The 16,279-nt window shown below is 69.9% G+C and carries 13 protein-coding genes; 1 reads left to right on the top strand and 12 read right to left on the bottom strand.

Features of this window, described 5'->3' with window-relative positions; all coding sequences use genetic code 11:
• Window positions 1-33: 33 nt before the first annotated feature.
• The 9 genes from rodA to SCK26_RS24980 form a co-directional block, all read right to left on the bottom strand.
• Window positions 34-1,230: a rod shape-determining protein RodA gene (rodA, locus tag SCK26_RS25020; protein WP_318203564.1), complete on the bottom strand. Its 1,197-nt coding sequence runs from the start codon at window positions 1,228-1,230 to the stop codon at window positions 34-36.
• Entirely contained in the window at window positions 1,227-3,482 is a 2,256-nt protein-coding gene (gene mrdA / locus SCK26_RS25015; protein ID WP_318203563.1) for a penicillin-binding protein 2, read from the bottom strand. The genes rodA and mrdA overlap by 4 nt, the downstream gene beginning before the upstream one ends.
• Before the next feature lie 218 nt (window positions 3,483-3,700).
• Complete coding sequence (gene mreD, locus SCK26_RS25010) at window positions 3,701-4,378, bottom strand: rod shape-determining protein MreD (protein WP_318203562.1); 678 nt, start codon at window positions 4,376-4,378, stop codon at window positions 3,701-3,703.
• Between the two features lie 12 nt (window positions 4,379-4,390).
• The gene (gene mreC, locus SCK26_RS25005) at window positions 4,391-5,365 is read right to left on the bottom strand and encodes a rod shape-determining protein MreC (protein ID WP_318203561.1); all 975 of its coding nucleotides are present in this window, start codon (window positions 5,363-5,365) and stop codon (window positions 4,391-4,393) included.
• A 167-nt stretch (window positions 5,366-5,532) separates the two neighbouring features.
• The gene (locus SCK26_RS25000; RefSeq protein WP_318206087.1) at window positions 5,533-6,552 is read right to left on the bottom strand and encodes a rod shape-determining protein; all 1,020 of its coding nucleotides are present in this window, start codon (window positions 6,550-6,552) and stop codon (window positions 5,533-5,535) included.
• A 286-nt stretch (window positions 6,553-6,838) separates the two neighbouring features.
• A complete protein-coding gene (gene ndk / locus SCK26_RS24995) occupies window positions 6,839-7,252 on the bottom strand; it encodes a nucleoside-diphosphate kinase (RefSeq protein ID WP_318203560.1) in 414 nt (137 codons plus the stop codon).
• A 65-nt stretch (window positions 7,253-7,317) separates the two neighbouring features.
• The gene (locus SCK26_RS24990) at window positions 7,318-7,680 is read right to left on the bottom strand and encodes a DUF4233 domain-containing protein (protein WP_318203559.1); all 363 of its coding nucleotides are present in this window, start codon (window positions 7,678-7,680) and stop codon (window positions 7,318-7,320) included.
• Window positions 7,681-7,685: 5 nt separating this feature from the next.
• Window positions 7,686-9,197 (bottom strand): bifunctional tetrahydrofolate synthase/dihydrofolate synthase, encoded by a 1,512-nt coding sequence (folC, locus tag SCK26_RS24985; protein ID WP_318203558.1) that lies wholly within the window; start codon window positions 9,195-9,197, stop codon window positions 7,686-7,688.
• A 182-nt stretch (window positions 9,198-9,379) separates the two neighbouring features.
• A complete protein-coding gene (locus tag SCK26_RS24980; RefSeq protein WP_318203557.1) occupies window positions 9,380-12,004 on the bottom strand; it encodes a valine--tRNA ligase in 2,625 nt (874 codons plus the stop codon).
• 137 nt (window positions 12,005-12,141) lie between these two features.
• Between SCK26_RS24980 and SCK26_RS24975 the strand changes: the two genes are divergently transcribed.
• Window positions 12,142-13,107 carry a hypothetical protein gene (locus tag SCK26_RS24975; RefSeq protein ID WP_318203556.1) on the top strand — a complete coding sequence of 322 codons (966 nt, stop codon included), beginning with the start codon at window positions 12,142-12,144 and terminating at the stop codon, window positions 13,105-13,107.
• Window positions 13,108-13,184: 77 nt separating this feature from the next.
• On the opposite strand, the gene clpX is transcribed toward SCK26_RS24975, so the two are convergent.
• The 3 genes from clpX to SCK26_RS24960 form a co-directional block, all read right to left on the bottom strand.
• The gene (clpX, locus tag SCK26_RS24970) at window positions 13,185-14,471 is read right to left on the bottom strand and encodes an ATP-dependent Clp protease ATP-binding subunit ClpX (protein WP_318203555.1); all 1,287 of its coding nucleotides are present in this window, start codon (window positions 14,469-14,471) and stop codon (window positions 13,185-13,187) included.
• Window positions 14,472-14,641: 170 nt separating this feature from the next.
• Complete coding sequence (locus SCK26_RS24965) at window positions 14,642-15,307, bottom strand: ATP-dependent Clp protease proteolytic subunit (protein ID WP_318203554.1); 666 nt, start codon at window positions 15,305-15,307, stop codon at window positions 14,642-14,644.
• Window positions 15,308-15,376: 69 nt separating this feature from the next.
• Window positions 15,377-15,982: an ATP-dependent Clp protease proteolytic subunit gene (locus SCK26_RS24960; RefSeq protein ID WP_189984334.1), complete on the bottom strand. Its 606-nt coding sequence runs from the start codon at window positions 15,980-15,982 to the stop codon at window positions 15,377-15,379.
• Window positions 15,983-16,279: the final 297 nt, after the last annotated feature.

Here is a 16,279-nt window from a genome sequence, read left to right as displayed (position 1 = left end):
CCGATACGGCAGGGGGCGCCGCCGCTTCGGGGCCTACGCCGACATCGGCCGCTGCACCTTGATCGACTGGAGCAGTCCGATGGCCACCCACACGGCGAACATCGACGAGCCGCCGTACGACACGAACGGCAGGGGCAGGCCGGTGACCGGCATGATGCCGAGGGTCATGCCGATGTTCTCGAAGGACTGGAAGGCGAACCAGGCGACGATGCCGGCGGCCACGATCGTCCCGTACAGCTCGGTCGAGTCGCGCGCTATCCGGCAGGCGCGCCACAGCAGCAGACCGAGCAGGAAGATGATGAAGCCGGCGCCGAGGAAGCCCAGCTCCTCCCCCGCGACCGTGAACACGAAGTCCGTCTGCTGCTCGGGCACGAACTGGCCGGTGGTCTGCGAGCCGTGGAAGAGCCCGGCGCCGGTCAGGCCGCCGGAACCGATGGCGATGCGGGCCTGGTTGGTGTTGTAGCCGACGCCGGAGGGGTCGAGGTCGGGGTTGGCGAAGGCCGCGAACCGGTTGATCTGGTACTCGTCCAGGATGTGCAGCTGCCAGATGGCGACACAGCCGACCACACCGGCGAGGAGCAGGCCGAACACCCAGCGGTTGGAGGAGCCGGAGGCGAGCAGCACGCCCAGGATGATCGCCACCATGGCCAGCACCGAGCCGAGGTCGGGCATGAGCAGCAGGATCATGATCGGTACGGCGGCCAGGCACAGCGACTGGAAGACCGTGCGGTGGTCGGGGAACGGCTTGTCGCCGGCGTCCACCCGCGCCGACAGCAGCATGGCCATGCCCAGGATGATCGAGACCTTGAGGAACTCGGCCGGCTGGAGCGAGAAACCGCCGATGACGAGCCAGTTGCGCTGGCCGTTGATCGTCGCCCCGAGCGGGGTGAGGACGACCAGCGCGAGGAGCACCGACAGGCCGTAGAGGACCGGCACGGCGTTGCGCAGGGCGCGGTGGCCGAGCCAGACCGTGGCGATCATCAGGGCGATCCCGATGCCCAGGTTCATCAGATGCCGCAGCAGGAAGAAGTACGGGTCGCCCTGGTTCAGCTCGGTGCGGTTGCGGGTCGCCGAGTAGACCAGCAGCGAGCCCAGCAGGGACAGCGCGGTGGCCGCGAGCAGGATCGGCCAGTCCAGCCGGCGGGTGAGCGAGTCGCGGGCGAAGAGCCTGGTCCAGCCGGCCCGCTCGGGGCCGTATCCGGAGACGGAGAAGCTGTTCGTGCCGGTCATGAGGGCATCCTCCGGCGTCCCCGGGCCCGCTGTCCGCGGCGCCTGCGGGTGTCGCGGTTGCCGGTCGTGGGCGACGGGGTGGCGCCCGCGGGCTGCTGGTCGTCGCCGTTGGTGGGGTTGTTCTTCTGGGCGGTCTCGGCGTCCTTCGCCGGGTCGCCGGTGATCTTCGGGGCGGCGATGGTGCCGTCCGCGCGGACCTTGGGCAGGCTCTTCAGCGGCTTCGGCAGCAGCGCCTTGCCGCTGTCGACGGAGCCGTCGCCCTGGACGCCGTAGAGCGCGCTGTAGATGTTGCGCACGGCCTCGCCGGAGGCGCCGGAACCCGTACCGGCCTGGGCGATCGTCATGATCACCGTGTAGTCCTCGGAATAGGTGGCCAGCCAGGACGTGGTCTGCTTGCCGTAGACCTCCGCCGTACCGGTCTTGGCGTGCAGCGGGATCTTGTCCTGAGGCCAGCCGCCGAACTTCCAGGCCGCCGTACCGCGGGTGATGACGCCCGCGAACGCGTCGTCCATGCCCTTGAGGGTGGCCTGGCTGACCGGGAGCTTCCCGCGCTTCTTCGGCTTGATCTCCCGCACGGTTTGGCCGTCGGGACCGATGATCGCCTTGCCGATGGTCGGCTGGTACATCGTGCCGCCGTTGGCGACGGCGCCGTAGATCACGGCCTCCTGGATCGGGGTGACGAGTGTGTCGCCCTGGCCGATGGAGTAGTTGATCGAGTCGCCCTCGCGCATCTTGTTGCCTTCGAGGCAGTTCTCATAGGCGATCTTCTCGACGTAGGAGCCGTCCTTCTTGCCGGACTTGCACCAGGCGTCCTTGTTGGCCTTCCAGTACGCCTCCTTCCACTGGCGGTCGGGGACGCGGCCGGTGACCTCGTTGGGCAGGTCGATGCCGGTCTCCTTGCCGAGGCCGAACTGGTGGGCGGCCTTGTAGAAGTAGTCCTTCGGCCGGGCCTTGGGGTTGCTGCCGCCGTCCTTCTTCCACTCCTTGTCGGACAGGTAGTAGAAGACGGTGTCGCAGGAGACCTCCAGGGCGCGGCCCAGCGAGATGGGGCCGAAGTTCTCGCCCTCGAAGTTCTTGAAGACGTGGCTGCCCACCGAGTAGGAACTGGTGCACGGGTAGCGCCCGTCGAAGGCGTAGCCGGCTTCCACGGCGGCGGCCGTGGAGATCACCTTGAAGGTCGAACCGGGTGCGGCCTGACCCTGTATGGCCCTGTTCAGCAGCGGGTAGTCGGAGTCCTTGCCGGTGAGGGCCTTGTAGTCCTTGGCGGAGATGCCGCCGACCCAGACGTTCGGGTCGTAGGTCGGGGCGGAGGCCATCGCGACGATCCGGCCGGTCTTGGCCTCCATCACGACCACGGCACCGGAGTCGGCCTTGTAGTTGGTGCCGGTGATCTTGTCGTACTGCTGGCGGGCGGCCTTCATCGCCTTGTCCAGCTCGTACTCGGCGACCCGCTGGACGCGGCTGTCGATGCTGGTGACCAGGTTCGCGCCGGGCCGGGCCGCGTCCGACTCGGCCTTGCCGATGACCCGGCCGAGGTTGTCGACCTCGTAGCGGGTCACGCCGGCCTTGCCGCGCAGCACCTTGTCGTACGTCCGCTCCAGGCCGGAGCGGCCGACCATGTCGGAGCGCAGGAACGGCGAGTCGGTGTCCTTGGCCTTCTGGATCTCGTCGTCGGTGACGGGCGAGAGATAGCCGAGGACCTGGGCGGTGTTGGACTTGCCCGGGCCCGGATAGCGCCGGACGGCCTCGGGTTCGGCGGTGATGCCGGGGAAGTCCTCGGAGCGCTCGCGGATCTGCAGGGCCTGCTTGGGCGTGGCCTCGTCGGTGATGGGGATCGGCTGGTACGGCGAGCCGTTCCAGCAGGGCTGGGGCGTCTTGGCGTCGCACAGCCGGACCTTCAGCATGACCTCCTCGGTGCTCATGCCGAGGACGCCGGCCAGCTTGGCGAGGACGGCCTTGCCGCCGTCCTTCTGCCGGGTCAGGTCGGTGCGCGAGGCGGAGACCACCAGCCGGGTCTCGTTGTCCGCGAGGGGCACTCCGCGGGCGTCCAGGATGTCTCCGCGCACGGCGGGCTGGACGACCTGCTGGACGTGGTTGCCGGACGCCTCCTTCTGGTACTCCGCGCCCTGGCGGATCTGGAGGTACCACAGCCGGCCGCCGAGCGTGCCGAGGAGGGAGAGGACGAGGATCTGGATCACGACGAGCCGGATCTGGACCCGCGGGGTCCGACCGGTCTCGGGAATGTTGGTCACTGCGGCTGTCTCCCCCTCTCAGTGCGCGGACGTCCGCGCGCGGACGTCTGTGCGTGACATGTGCGTGCGTGACACCTGTGTGCGTGACACCTGTGTGCGAGGCATCCGGCGGCGGACCCGCCGCCCCGGTACGCATGATGAACGACCGGCCTGTGAACGCGCGTTCCAGGAAAGCCGACCCGTTCGAGTGAACCTGCCGGGTGCGAACTCGTCGCCGGTCACAGCCGCTTGACCCCCTTGATGCGGCCGGCCCGCGCGGACCGGGTGCGGGCCTTGGCCTTCAGCGCGCCGATGCCGCCGCGCTGGCCGCCGACGCGCAGACCCGTGCCGGAGGAGAGCCAGCCGGCGGAGATGTCGCCGGCCTTGGCGGCGGGGCCGGTCTCGGTGAGCGGGTCGTTGTCGGCGCGGCGGGCCAGCCACATCACGCCGGGCACCACGAACGGGCCGAGCAGCAGGTCGTACAGGGCGGCGGAGAACAGCAGCCCGGGCAGGCCGACATGGCGGGCGGCGGTGTCGCCGACCAGGGCGCCCACCCCGGCGTAGAGCAGGGTGGAGCCGATGGCGGCGGCGACCACGACGGCCATCGGCCCGGTCGCCGACTTCAGCCGGCCGTTCTCGGGCCGGATCAGCCCGGCGAAGTAGCCGGTGACGCACAGCACGAGGGCGTAGCGGCCGGCCGCGTGGTCGGCGGGCGGGGCCAGGTCGGCGAGCAGGCCGGCGCCGAAGCCCACGAGGGCGCCGCCGACATGGCCGTAGACCATCGCCAGGCCGAGGACGGTGAGCAGCAGCAGGTCGGGCACCGCGCCCGGCAGGTGCAGCCGGGCCAGGACACTGACCTGGATCACCAGGGCCACCACGACCAGCACGCTGGAGAGCAGGATCCGGTTGACACGCATGGGATTCGGCTCCTACTGCTGCTCGTCGCTGGCGGTGTCGGTGTTGTCGGTGTTGTCGGTGTTCGGGGCGGTGGCGCCGGCCGACGGGTTGACGGTGACGGTGACCGTCGGCGTCGGCACCGGCTTCGGCTTGACCGGGAGCACGGTGTCCCGCGGGTCCTTCTTCGGGCCCTGCACGACCACGCCGACGATGTCGAGCTTGGTGAAGCCGACGTACGGCGTGACGGACAGGGTCCGGGTCAGGCCGCCGCCGGAGGGGTCCACGCGGGAGACCACGCCGACCGGGACGCCGGGCACGAACGGCTTGTCGGACTGCGAGCCGAAGGTGACGAGCCGGTCGCCCTTTTTCACCTCCGCCTTGCCGTTGAGCAGTTCCACGCGCAGCGGCCGGTCGCCCTGGCCGGAGGCGAAGCCGAGTTCGTCGCTGCCCTCCATGCGGGTGCCGACGGTGAAGTCCGGGTCGTTGGCGAGCAGCACGGTGGCCGTGCCGGGACCGACGGTGGTGACCCGGCCGACGAGCCCGTCGCCGTTGAGGACCGTCATGTCCCGCTTGATGCCGTCGTCGGCGCCGACGTCGATGGTGATGGTCCAGGAGAAGCCCTGCGCCGACCCGATGGCGATGACCTCGGCGCCCTTGATGGCGTACTGCCCCTCGCCGGCGATCTTCATCAGCTTGTCGAGCTGCTTGAGGCGGCTGCGGTTGCGGTCGTCGCTGCCGAGCTTGGCCTTGAGGGCCGCGTTCTCCTTCTCCAGCGCGGCGAGCCGGTCGTGCCGGCTGCCCGAGTCCCGGACGGCCGCGACGGCGTCGCCGACCGGGTCGACCGCGCCGGACAAGCCGTCCTCGACCGGGCCGAACGCCGCGGCGGCGGCATGCCGGGCACCGTCGACCGGGGAGTTCCGCCCTCCGCGGATGTCCACCGTGATCAGCGCGAACGCGATGGCGACCAGCAGGACCAGGAGCAGCCGGCTCTCTTTCGTGTCCCTCACGTGCGGCGGCCGTGCCCTTCCTCAAGTAGGAATTCGACGGGCCCCGGGAAAAGCGCGAATGGTGCGGCGCAAACCGACGAGGCCCAATTGGTGGAGCCTATGCCTCTATATCAACGATCCGCCGCACGAGAGGAGAACGTCTCGTACGGCGGAATGGAGGAGTTGCCTCATCTGCGCGGCTGGGCGTCCAGCACCTGCTGCAGCGCCTCGAACTCCTCGACGCACTTACCGGAACCGAGCGCGACGCTGTCCAGCGGGTCCTCGGCGATGTGGATCGGCATGCCGGTCTCCCGCCGCAGCCGCTCGTCCAGTCCGCGCAGCAGCGCTCCGCCGCCGGTCAGAACGATTCCCCGGTCCATGATGTCGCCGGAAAGCTCCGGCGGGCACTTGTCGAGGGTGGTCTTGACCGCGTCCACGATCGCGTTGACCGGCTCCTCGATCGCCTTGCGGACCTCGGCCGCCGAGATGACGACGGTCTTCGGCAGCCCGGACACCAGGTCCCGGCCGCGGACCTCGGTGTGCTCGTCGGTTTCCAGCTCGTACGCCGAACCGATCGTGATCTTGATCTGCTCGGCGGTGCGCTCGCCCAGCAGCAGGCTGTACTCCTTCTTGATGTACTGGATGATCGCGTTGTCCAGCTCGTCCCCCGCGACCCGGATGGACTGGGCGGTGACGATGCCGCCGAGCGAGATGACCGCGACCTCCGTGGTGCCGCCGCCGATGTCCACCACCATGTTGCCCGTGGCCTCGTGCACCGGCAGGCCCGAGCCGATGGCGGCGGCCATGGGCTCCTCGATGATGTGCACCTGGCGGGCGCCGGCCTGCGAGGACGCCTCGATGACCGCACGGCGCTCGACGCCCGTGATGCCCGAGGGCACACAGACCACGACCCGCGGCCGGGCCAGGTACCGCCGCTTGTGGATCTTCAGGATGAAGTAGCGGAGCATCCGCTCGGTGATCTCGAAGTCGGCGATCACGCCGTCCTTCAGCGGGCGCACGGCCACGATGTTGCCCGGCGTCCGGCCGATCATCTTCTTCGCTTCGGCACCGACCGCGAGGATCCCGCCCGTGTTGGTGTTGATCGCCACGACGGACGGTTCGTTCAGTACGATCCCGCGACCCCTGACGTACACCAGCGTGTTGGCGGTCCCGAGGTCGACAGCCATGTCACGGCCGATGAACGACATTGAGTTCCCCATCCGGATTCATCTGGCCTCCCTGCGCTTTTGAAGGCATGTCAGGTCGGCGAGGCGGGTGCTGTGACGTGAAGGCTTCCATCGTAAACGCGCCTGCACGAACACTGCGCGAGGGTCTCCGCCATTGTCACCAGATGGCGTGCCGCCCCGCTTGTGGAGACGGGCGTTCGGGGGCGCGCGTTCCCTCAAATGCGCGGACCGTGTGGCGGTGTGCGCGGAGAAGTGCGGAAAAGGTCCGGGACCGGGCCCGGACCTTCCGCGCGGACCGCCGCCGGTCCTACGCGCGACCCGGGAAGAAGATCTTCACCTCGCGCTCGGCGGACTCCTCCGAGTCCGAGGCGTGGATCAGGTTCTCGCGGACGATCACGCCGAAGTCACCGCGGATCGAGCCGGGCGCGGCGGCGATCGGGTCGGTCGGGCCCGCCAGCTGACGCACGCCCTCGATCACCCGCTCGCCCTCCACGATCAGCGCGACGACCGGCCCGGAGGACATGAACTCCACCAGCGGCTCGTAGAACGGCTTGCCCACGTGCTCGGCGTAGTGCTGCTCCAGCGTGGCGCGGTCCAGGGTGCGCTGCTCCAGGGCGGTGATCTGCCAGCCGGCCTTGCGCTCGATACGGCCGATGATCTCACCGGTCAGCCCACGACGGACGGCGTCGGGCTTGAGGAGGACAAGGGTGCGCTGGCTCACGAAGGGCTCCTTACACGACTTACGGGTGCGGTGGCACGAGGTTACAGGGCGTGCCGAGGCGTCCGTCACGCAGCGTCAACCGGGGAGGAGGAGGCCTGCGACTGCGCCGCGAAGCGGGCCTTCGCCTCGTCCACCTTCCTCCCGAAGTGCACCGATGCCCACCACAGCGCCGCGAAGACCGCGCCCATGAAGTACATGGTCGGCACGAACACACCGGAGGCGATCAGGGCGATCTGCAGGGCCCAGCCGAGGGCCACCCCGCCGGGCCGGGTCACCATGCCGCACAGCAGCACGCACAGCAGCATGGCGATGCCGCTGACCAGCCATACCGTCGACGTGGCCAGGTCCGGGTCCTTCATGGCGACCAGCCCGGCGAAGCCGATCACGAAGAACTCGCCGATCAGGGTCGACGCACAGAGCGTACGCATCGTCCTCAGCCCTTCCCCAGCAGCAGCCGGGCCTCGCCGACCGTGATGACGGAACCGGTGACCAGCACGCCGCCGCCGGCGAACTCGCCCTCCTCCTCGGCCAGCGTGATCGCGGCCTCCAGGGCGTCCGGCAGCCGCGGCTCGACCTGCACCCGCTCGTCGCCGAACACCTCGACGGCGATCGCGGCCAGCTCGTCCGCGTCCATGGCGCGGTGGCTGGAGTTCTGGGTGACGACGATCTCGGCGAAGATCGGCTCGAAGGCCTCCAGCAGCCCGCGCACGTCCTTGTCGCCGCTCGCGCCCACGACCCCGATCAGCCGGCTGAAGTCGAACGCCTCCCGCACCGCCTCCGCGGTGGCCTCGGCGCCCGCCGGGTTGTGCGCGGCGTCCAGCACGACCGTCGGAGAGCGCCGTACGACCTCCAGGCGGCCCGGGGAGGAGACGGCCGCGAACGCCTTGCGGACGGTGTCGATGTCCAGCGGCTCCGCGCGCTGCGCGCCGACGCCGAAGAACGCCTCCACGGCGGCGAGCGCCACGGCCGCGTTGTGCGCCTGGTGGCCGCCGTGCAGCGGCAGGTACACCTCCGGGTACTCGCCGCCGAGGCCGCGCAGGGTGAGCAGCTGCCCGCCGACGGCGACCTGCCGGGCGACGACGCCGAACTCCAGGCCCTCGCGGGCGACCGTGGCGTCCACGTCGACGGCCTTCTTCAGCAGCACCTGCGCCGCGTCCACCGGCTGCTGGGCCAGGATCACGGTCGCGTCCTGCTTGATGATGCCGCTCTTCTCGCCGGCGATCTCCGCGGGCGTCCCGCCGAGCCGGTCGGTGTGGTCGAGGGAGATGGGGGTCACCACGGCCACGTCGGCGTCGATGACGTTCGTGGCGTCCCAGGAGCCGCCCATGCCGACCTCGACCACGGCGACGTCCACGGGGGCGTCCGCGAAGGCGGCGTACGCCATGCCGGTGAGGACCTCGAAGAAGGAGAGCCGGTACTCCTGCTGTCCGTCGACCATCTCGACGTACGGCTTGACGTCCTGGTACGTCTCCACGAACCGCTCGGCGGAGATCGGGGCGCCGTCCAGGCTGATCCGCTCGGTGATCGACTGCACGTGCGGGCTGGTGTAGCGGCCGGTGCGCAGTTCGAAGGCGCCGAGCAGGGCCTCGATCATGCGGGCGGTGGAGGTCTTGCCGTTGGTGCCCGTGATGTGGATCGAGGGGTACGAGCGCTGGGGCTCGCCGAGGACGTCCATCAGCGCGGCGATCCTGCCGACCGAGGGCTCCAGCTTGGTCTCGCCCCAGCGGGTGGCCAGCTCCGCCTCGACCTCGCGCAGCGCCTTGTCCACCTCCGGGTCCTCCGGGCGCGCGGGGACGTCGGCCTCGGGTGCGCCGCCCTGGGTACGCAGGGTGCGGCTGCCGGCCTCGATGACCGCGAGGTCGGGGTCGCGGGTGGTCTCGGCCTCGATGATCTCGTCGAAGCTGTCGAGGGGGTCGGGCTGCTCGGTACCGTTCGGGTCGCTCACGAGGCCCAGTCTACGGAGGCGGCACGGCAAAGGACGCGGTGGCTTCGCGACGCCGGTACGGGCGTGCTCGTCTCCTCGGCGGGCCGCGGCTGCGTCGTGGCTTGTCGCGCGGTGCCCCGCGCCCGTGACGAGCACGCGAGAGCCCCCGGTGCGCTCCGGCACCGGGGGCTCTCGCGGGGGCACTACGCCTGCGGCAGCCTCTCCAGCTGGGCGGTGATGCGGGCGATGTCCTCGTCCGCCTTGGCGAGGCGGGTGCGGATCTTGTCCACGACGTGGTCCGGGGCCTTGGCGAGGAAGGTCTCGTTGCCGAGCTTGGCCTCGGCCTGCTGGCGCTCCTTCTGGGCCGCCGCGAGGTCCTTCGCCAGGCGCTTGCGTTCCGCGGCGACGTCGATCGTGCCCGAGAGGTCGAGCGCGACCTGGGCGCCCGCCACCGGCAGGGTCGCCGTCGCCGTGAAGGACTCGCCCTCGGGCTGGAGCCGCAGCAGCTGGCGGATGGCCGCCTCGTGCGGGGCGAGGGCCGTGCCGTCGAGGATCAGACGGGCCGGGACCCGCTGGCCGGGCTGGAGGCCCTGGTCGGCGCGGAAGCGGCGGACCTCGGTGATGACCGACTGGAGGGTGGAGATCTCCTGCTCGGCCGCCGCGTCACGGAAGCCGCTGTCGGCCGGCCAGTCGGCGATCACGACCGACTCGCCGCCGGTCAGCGTGGTCCACAGGGTCTCCGTGACGAACGGGACGACCGGGTGGAGGAGCCTCAGGGTGACGTCGAGGACCTCGCCGAGGACGCGCTTGGAGACCTCGGCCGGTTCGCCGCCCGCCTGGAAGACGGTCTTGGACAGCTCCACGTACCAGTCGAAGACCTCGTCCCAGGCGAAGTGGAAGAGGGCGTCGGAGAGCTTGGCGAACTGGAAGTCGTCGTAGTACGCGTCGACCTCGGCGACCACCGAGTTCAGGCGGGAGAGGATCCAGCGGTCGGTCGCGGACATCCGCGCCGGCTCCGGCAGCGGGCCCTGGACGGTCGCGCCGTTCATGAGCGCGAAGCGGGTCGCGTTCCAGATCTTGTTGGCGAAGTTGCGGGAGCCCTGGACCCAGTCCTCGCCGATCGGCACGTCGACGCCCGGGTTGGCGCCGCGGGCCAGGGTGAAGCGCAGGGCGTCGGAGCCGTACTTGTCCATCCAGTCCAGCGGGTTGACCGCGTTGCCGAAGGACTTCGACATCTTCTTGCCGAACTGGTCGCGGACCATGCCGTGCAGGGCGATGGTGTGGAACGGCGGGGTGCCGTCCATCGCGTACAGGCCGAACATCATCATCCGGGCGACCCAGAAGAAGAGGATGTCGTAGCCGGTGACCAGGACGGAGTTCGGGTAGAACTTCGCGAGCGACTCGGTCCGCTCGGGCCAGCCGAGGGTGGAGAACGGCCACAGGCCGGAGGAGAACCAGGTGTCGAGGACGTCGGTGTCCTGGTGCCAGCCCTCGCCGGCCGGCGGCTCCTCGTCGGGGCCGACGCAGACGACCTCGCCGTTCGGGCCGTACCAGACCGGGATGCGGTGGCCCCACCACAGCTGGCGCGAGATGCACCAGTCGTGGAGGTTGTCGACCCAGTCGAAGTACCGCTTCTCCATCTCCTGCGGGTGGATCTTGACCTTGCCCTCGCGCACGGCGTCGCCGGCGGCCTTGGCCAGCGGGCCGACCTTGACCCACCACTGCATCGAGAGACGCGGCTCGATGGTGGTCTTGCAGCGCGAGCAGTGGCCGACGGAGTGGACGTAGGGCCGCTTCTCGGCGACGATCCGGCCCTCGGCGCGCAGCGCGGCGACGATCGCGGAGCGGGCCTCCAGCCGGTCCATGCCCTGGAAGGGGCCGTGGACGGTGATGACGGCGTGCTCGTCCATCACGGTGATGGACGGCAGGTCGTGGCGCTGGCCGATCTCGAAGTCGTTCGGGTCGTGGGCCGGGGTGACCTTGACGGCGCCCGTGCCGAACTCGGGGTCGACGTGGGTGTCGGCGACGACCGGGATCGAGCGGTCGGTCAGCGGGAGCCTGATGAGCTTGCCGACGAGGTGCCGGTAGCGCTCGTCGTCGGGGTGGACGGCGACGGCGGTGTCACCGAGCATCGTCTCGGCGCGGGTGGTGGCGACGACGATGGAGTCATCACCGTCGCCGTAGCGCATGGAGACCAGCTCGCCGTCGTCGTCCTGGTACTCGACCTCGATGTCCGAGATGGCGGTGAGGCAGCGGGGGCACCAGTTGATGATGCGCTCGGCGCGGTAGATCAGCTCGTCGTCGTAGAGCTTCTTGAAGATGGTCTGGACGGCCTGGGACAGGCCCTCGTCCATGGTGAAGCGCTCGCGGGACCAGGCGACGCCGTCGCCGAGGCGGCGCATCTGGCCGGAGATCTGGCCGCCGGACTCGGCCTTCCACTGCCAGACCCGCTCGACGAAGGCCTCGCGGCCCAGGTCGTGCCGGGACTTGCCCTCCTTGCCCAGCTCGCGCTCGACGACGTTCTGCGTGGCGATGCCGGCGTGGTCCATGCCGGGCTGCCACAGCGTCTCGTGGCCCTGCATGCGCTTGCGGCGGGTGAGCGCGTCGATCAGGGTGTGCTCGAAGGCGTGCCCGAGGTGGAGGCTGCCCGTGACGTTCGGCGGCGGGATGACGATGGTGTACGGCGGCTTGTCGCTCTTCGCGTCCGCCTCGAAGTAGCCCCGCTCCACCCAGCGCTCGTACAACGGCCCCTCTACATCGGCCGGCGCGTACTGGGTCGGCAGTTCGGTGTCGGGCGCGGAGGGCTGCTGCTGAGCGTTGTCGGTCACGGGGGCCAGTTTAGAGGTGTCACGGGGTGGTCCCGAAACGCGTTTGTTCTGTAACGGTGCGGCCCCCGGTGCCGTGCGTTTCCCGGGCCTGGGCCAGGATGTCAGGAACACATAAGCTTCTGGAGGGGAACCCAGGAATGAGCAACAACCAGCCGGGCCCGTACGGCCAGCCGCCCCAGCAGCCGGGTCCGTACGGCCAGCCGGGGCAGCCTGGGCCGTACGGCCAGCCGGGCCCCTACGGCCAGCAGCCGCAGGCTCCCCAGCCCGGCTACGGCTACCCCCAGCAGGCCCCTCCGGCTCCGCAGCCGGGGTACGGCTACCCGCAGCAGGGCGCTCCGCAGGGCACGCCCCCGCAGCCGGGGCCGTACGGCCAGCAGCCCGGCCCCTACGGCCAGCAGCCCTACGGCGTGCCGCCGCAGCCGCCGCAGCCGGCCGGCGGGAAGAAGAAGACCGGACTGATCATCGGCGCGGTGGCCGTGGTGGCCGCGCTGGCGGTCGGCGCGTACTTCGTGCTCGGCGGCAGCGGCGGCGGCGTGGCGGACGACGGTCCGCACAAGCTGACGACGCCGGCGACGGTGCTGACCGAGTACAAGAAGAAGGACGGCGGCGGCGACATGATGACCCAGGAGGATCTGAAGGACGCCGAGAAGTGGGGCGTGCACGATCCGAAGGACGTCAGCGCGAAGTACGAGTCCGGTGACGCCGACAACCCGCTGAGCCAGAAGATGATCCAGTTCGGCGGTGTGTACGGCACGATCGACGACCCCGAGAAGGCCGTCGACGCGATGTTCGCCTACATGAAGACCAAGGCCACGGAGGAGAAGGACAGCGAGGTCACCCTGAACGGCGAGCCGAAGGCGTACACGCCGGCCGGGCTCGACGGCGCGGTCCTCAAGTGCCAGCAGGCCAGCGCGCCCACCGGCACGAGCAGCGGCGGGCCGAAGAACGTGACGATGAGCATCTGCATCTGGGGCGACCACAGCACCCTCGGCCTGGTCATGCCGATGGACATCGCCAACCTCGCGGCGGGCCGGAGCGGCGACTTGGCGACCGACGCGGAACTCGTCGCCAAGTTCCGCGGTGAGGTCCGCGTCAAGGCCTGACGCCTTCCGCGACGACGAAGACGGCGAAGGGCCCCGGTCGGCCGACCGGGGCCCTTCTTCGCGTCTGCGGCCGGCGGTTACGCCGTCTTCTGCTCCCCCGGGCCCCGGCCGCGGGCGTCGCGCGGGATGAGGGTGGGGTTGACGTTGGAGAGGACCACGTCGGCGGTGATGACCACGCGGGCCACGTCCTTGCGGGACGGGACCTCGTACATCACGCCCTGGAGGACCTCCTCCATGATGGCGCGCAGGCCGCGGGCGCCGGTCTGGCGGAGGATGGCCTGGTCGGCGATGGCCTCCAGCGCCTCGCGCTCGAAGTCCAGCTCCACCCCGTCCAGTTCGAACAGGCGCTGGTACTGCTTGACCAGGGCGTTGCGGGGCTCGACCAGGATCTTCAGCAGCGCCTCGCGGTCCAGGTTGTGCACGGACGTGATCACGGGCAGACGGCCGATGAACTCGGGGATCATGCCGAACTTGACCAGGTCCTCCGGCATGACGTCCTCGAAGACGTCCTTGGCCTCCAGCTCCCGCTTGGACAGGATCGTGGCGCCGAAGCCGATGCCCTTGGCGCCGGCCCGCGCCTCGATGATCTTCTCCAGGCCCGAGAAGGCACCGCCCACGATGAACAGCACGTTCGTCGTGTCGATCTGGATGAACTCCTGGTGCGGGTGTTTGCGGCCGCCCTGCGGCGGGACCGAGGCCGTCGTCCCTTCCAGGATCTTCAGCAGCGCCTGCTGCACGCCCTCGCCGCTGACGTCCCGGGTGATCGACGGGTTCTCGCTCTTGCGGGCGACCTTGTCGATCTCGTCGATGTAGATGATCCCGGTCTCGGCCTTCTTGACGTCGTAGTCCGCCGCCTGGATCAGCTTCAGCAGGATGTTCTCGACGTCCTCGCCGACGTAGCCCGCCTCGGTCAGCGCGGTGGCGTCCGCGATCGCGAACGGGACGTTCAGCATGCGCGCCAGGGTCTGCGCGAGCAGGGTCTTGCCGGAGCCGGTGGGGCCGAGCAGCAGGATGTTGGACTTCGCCAGCTCGATCGCGTCGTCCCGGCCGCTCGCGCCGCCGTTCTCACCCGCCTGGACCCGCTTGTAGTGGTTGTACACCGCGACGGAGAGCGCCTTCTTGGCGGCCTCCTGGCCGACCACATAGCCCTCGAGGAACTCGTAGATCTCGCGCGGCTTGGGCAGTTCCTCCCAGCGCACCTCGCTGGTCTCCGCGAGTTCTTCCTCGATGATCTCGTTGCAGAGATCGATGCACTCGTCGCAGATGTACACACCGGGCCCTGCGATGAGCTTCTTGACCTGCTTCTGGCTCTTGCCGCAGAACGAGCACTTGAGCAGATCGCCGCCGTCACCGATGCGTGCCACGGTGTGCTTCCCCTTCGCCTGGGAGACGCCTGGACGTTATGCGTCCAGCGACTCCTGGTGCTGCCTTATGTCCGACGGTACCTTGCCGGGCCCGGTGTTCGGGCCCCCCTTGGCAGGGTTCACTTTGCCGTGCACCGCGCCAAGGGGGGCTCGAGGTGCCGCGTTCCGCGTCAGCGGACAGCGTCGTTGTTCAGCTTGCGGGTGGAGATGATCTGGTCGACGAGGCCGTACTCCAGCGCCTCCTCGGCCGTGAGGATCTTGTCGCGCTCGATGTCCTCGCGGACCTTCTCGAGCGGCCGGTTGGAGTGCTTGGCCAGCATGTTCTCCAGCTGCTCGCGCATCCGGGTGAACTCGTTGGCGATGATCTCCAGGTCGGAGAGCTGACCGCGGCCGGTGGAGCCCGCCGGCTGGTGGATCAGCACGCGGGAGTTCGGCAGCGCCATGCGCTTGCCGGGCGTGCCGGCGGCCAGCAGGATGGCCGCGGCGGAGGCCGCCTGGCCCATGCAGACCGTCTGGATGTCGGGCTTCACGAACTGCATCGTGTCGTAGATCGCCGTCAGGGCGGTCATGTCGCCGCCGGGGCTGTTGATGTAGATCGAGATGTCCCGGTCGGGGTCCATCGACTCCAGGCACAGCAGCTGCGCCATGACGTCGTTGGCGGAGGCGTCGTCGATCTGGACGCCCAGGAAGATCACGCGCTCCTCGAAGAGCTTCGCGTACGGGTCGTACTCGCGGATGCCCTGGGAGGTGCGCTCGACGAAGCGCGGGATGACGTAGCGGCTGTCGGGCCGGGGGCCCTCGTACATGCCGCTGGCGGCGCCGGGGAAGTTGCTCATGGGGTGTTCACCGTCCTGGTGGCGTTCTGGGGGCTTCGGTCTCGGCGGTGCGTGGCGTGGCCGGGCCGGTCAGGCGCCGGTGCCGCCGCCGCCCGGAACACCCGAGGCGTGCGTGATGATCTCGTCAATGAGACCGTACTCCTTGGCCTCTTCCGGGGTGAACCAGCGGTCGCGGTCGCCGTCGCGGATGATCGTCTCGACCGTCTGGCCGGAGTGGAGCGCGGTCAGCTCCGACATGCGCTTCTTGGTGCGCATCAGGTACTCGGCCTGGATCTTGATGTCCGAGACCGTGCCGCCGAGGCCGGCGGAGCCCTGGTGCATCATGATGTCCGCGTGCGGCAGCGCGAAGCGCTTGCCGGCGGCGCCGCCGGTGAGCAGGAACTGGCCCATCGAGGCCGCCATGCCCATCGCGATGGTGACCACGTCGTTCGGGATGTACTGCATGGTGTCGTAGATCGCCATACCGGCCGTCACCGAGCCGCCGGGGCTGTTGATGTAGAGGTAGATGTCCTTGTCCGGATCGGCGGCAAGGAGCAGCAGCTGCGCCGTGATCTTGTTGGCGATGTCGTCGTCGACCTGCTGGCCGAGGAAGATGATCCGCTCGTTGAGCAGCCGGTTGTAGACCTGGTCGCCGAGGCCACCACCGATGGAAGGCTCGCCGGCGGCGGAGGGCATCAGATTCGTCACGTATCCACCTGCTCGTCTTACGACGGCGCCGGGCCGTCTCACGTCGTCCTGCCGGAGGCTTGGCGGGGGGTGTCAGGAGACTCCCCTGCCCCCGTATTCATGGACCCTAACGCTCAGGCTCCGTCGGGGAATCCCGGAGATGGGGGTGTTCGCCGGGGGCGTAGCGCGCGGGACCGCGCCGGACGCCGGGCGCGGTGCGCGGCAAGCGGTGCGGCCGTCGTCGGGCCGCGGGCGCTTCGCGGCCTGCCGCGCAGGTCACCGCGCCGCCGGGGCCGGCCGCGGCCC

Source organism: Streptomyces sp. SCL15-4 (assembly GCF_033366695.1).
Lineage (GTDB): Bacteria > Actinomycetota > Actinomycetes > Streptomycetales > Streptomycetaceae > Streptomyces.
The sequence above is the reverse complement of the archived record's forward strand: the minus strand, read 5'-3'. Positions and strand labels throughout refer to the sequence as shown.

Bases quoted from the DNA above. Each gene is read 5' to 3' on its own strand.
- SCK26_RS24990 (WP_318203559.1), bottom strand. From the start codon at position 7,680: ATGCGTACGCTCTGTGCGTCGACCCTGATCGGCGAGTTCTTCGTGATC.
- SCK26_RS24965 (WP_318203554.1), bottom strand. From the start codon at position 15,307: ATGAGCAACTTCCCCGGCGCCGCCAGCGGCATGTACGAGGGCCCCCGG.
- rodA (WP_318203564.1), bottom strand. From the start codon at position 1,230: ATGACCGGCACGAACAGCTTCTCCGTCTCCGGATACGGCCCCGAGCGG.
- SCK26_RS24975 (WP_318203556.1), top strand. From the start codon at position 12,142: ATGAGCAACAACCAGCCGGGCCCGTACGGCCAGCCGCCCCAGCAGCCG.
- mreD (WP_318203562.1), bottom strand. From the start codon at position 4,378: ATGCGTGTCAACCGGATCCTGCTCTCCAGCGTGCTGGTCGTGGTGGCC.
- SCK26_RS25000 (WP_318206087.1), bottom strand. From the start codon at position 6,552: ATGTCGTTCATCGGCCGTGACATGGCTGTCGACCTCGGGACCGCCAAC.
- SCK26_RS24960 (WP_189984334.1), bottom strand. From the start codon at position 15,982: ATGCCCTCCGCCGCCGGCGAGCCTTCCATCGGTGGTGGCCTCGGCGAC.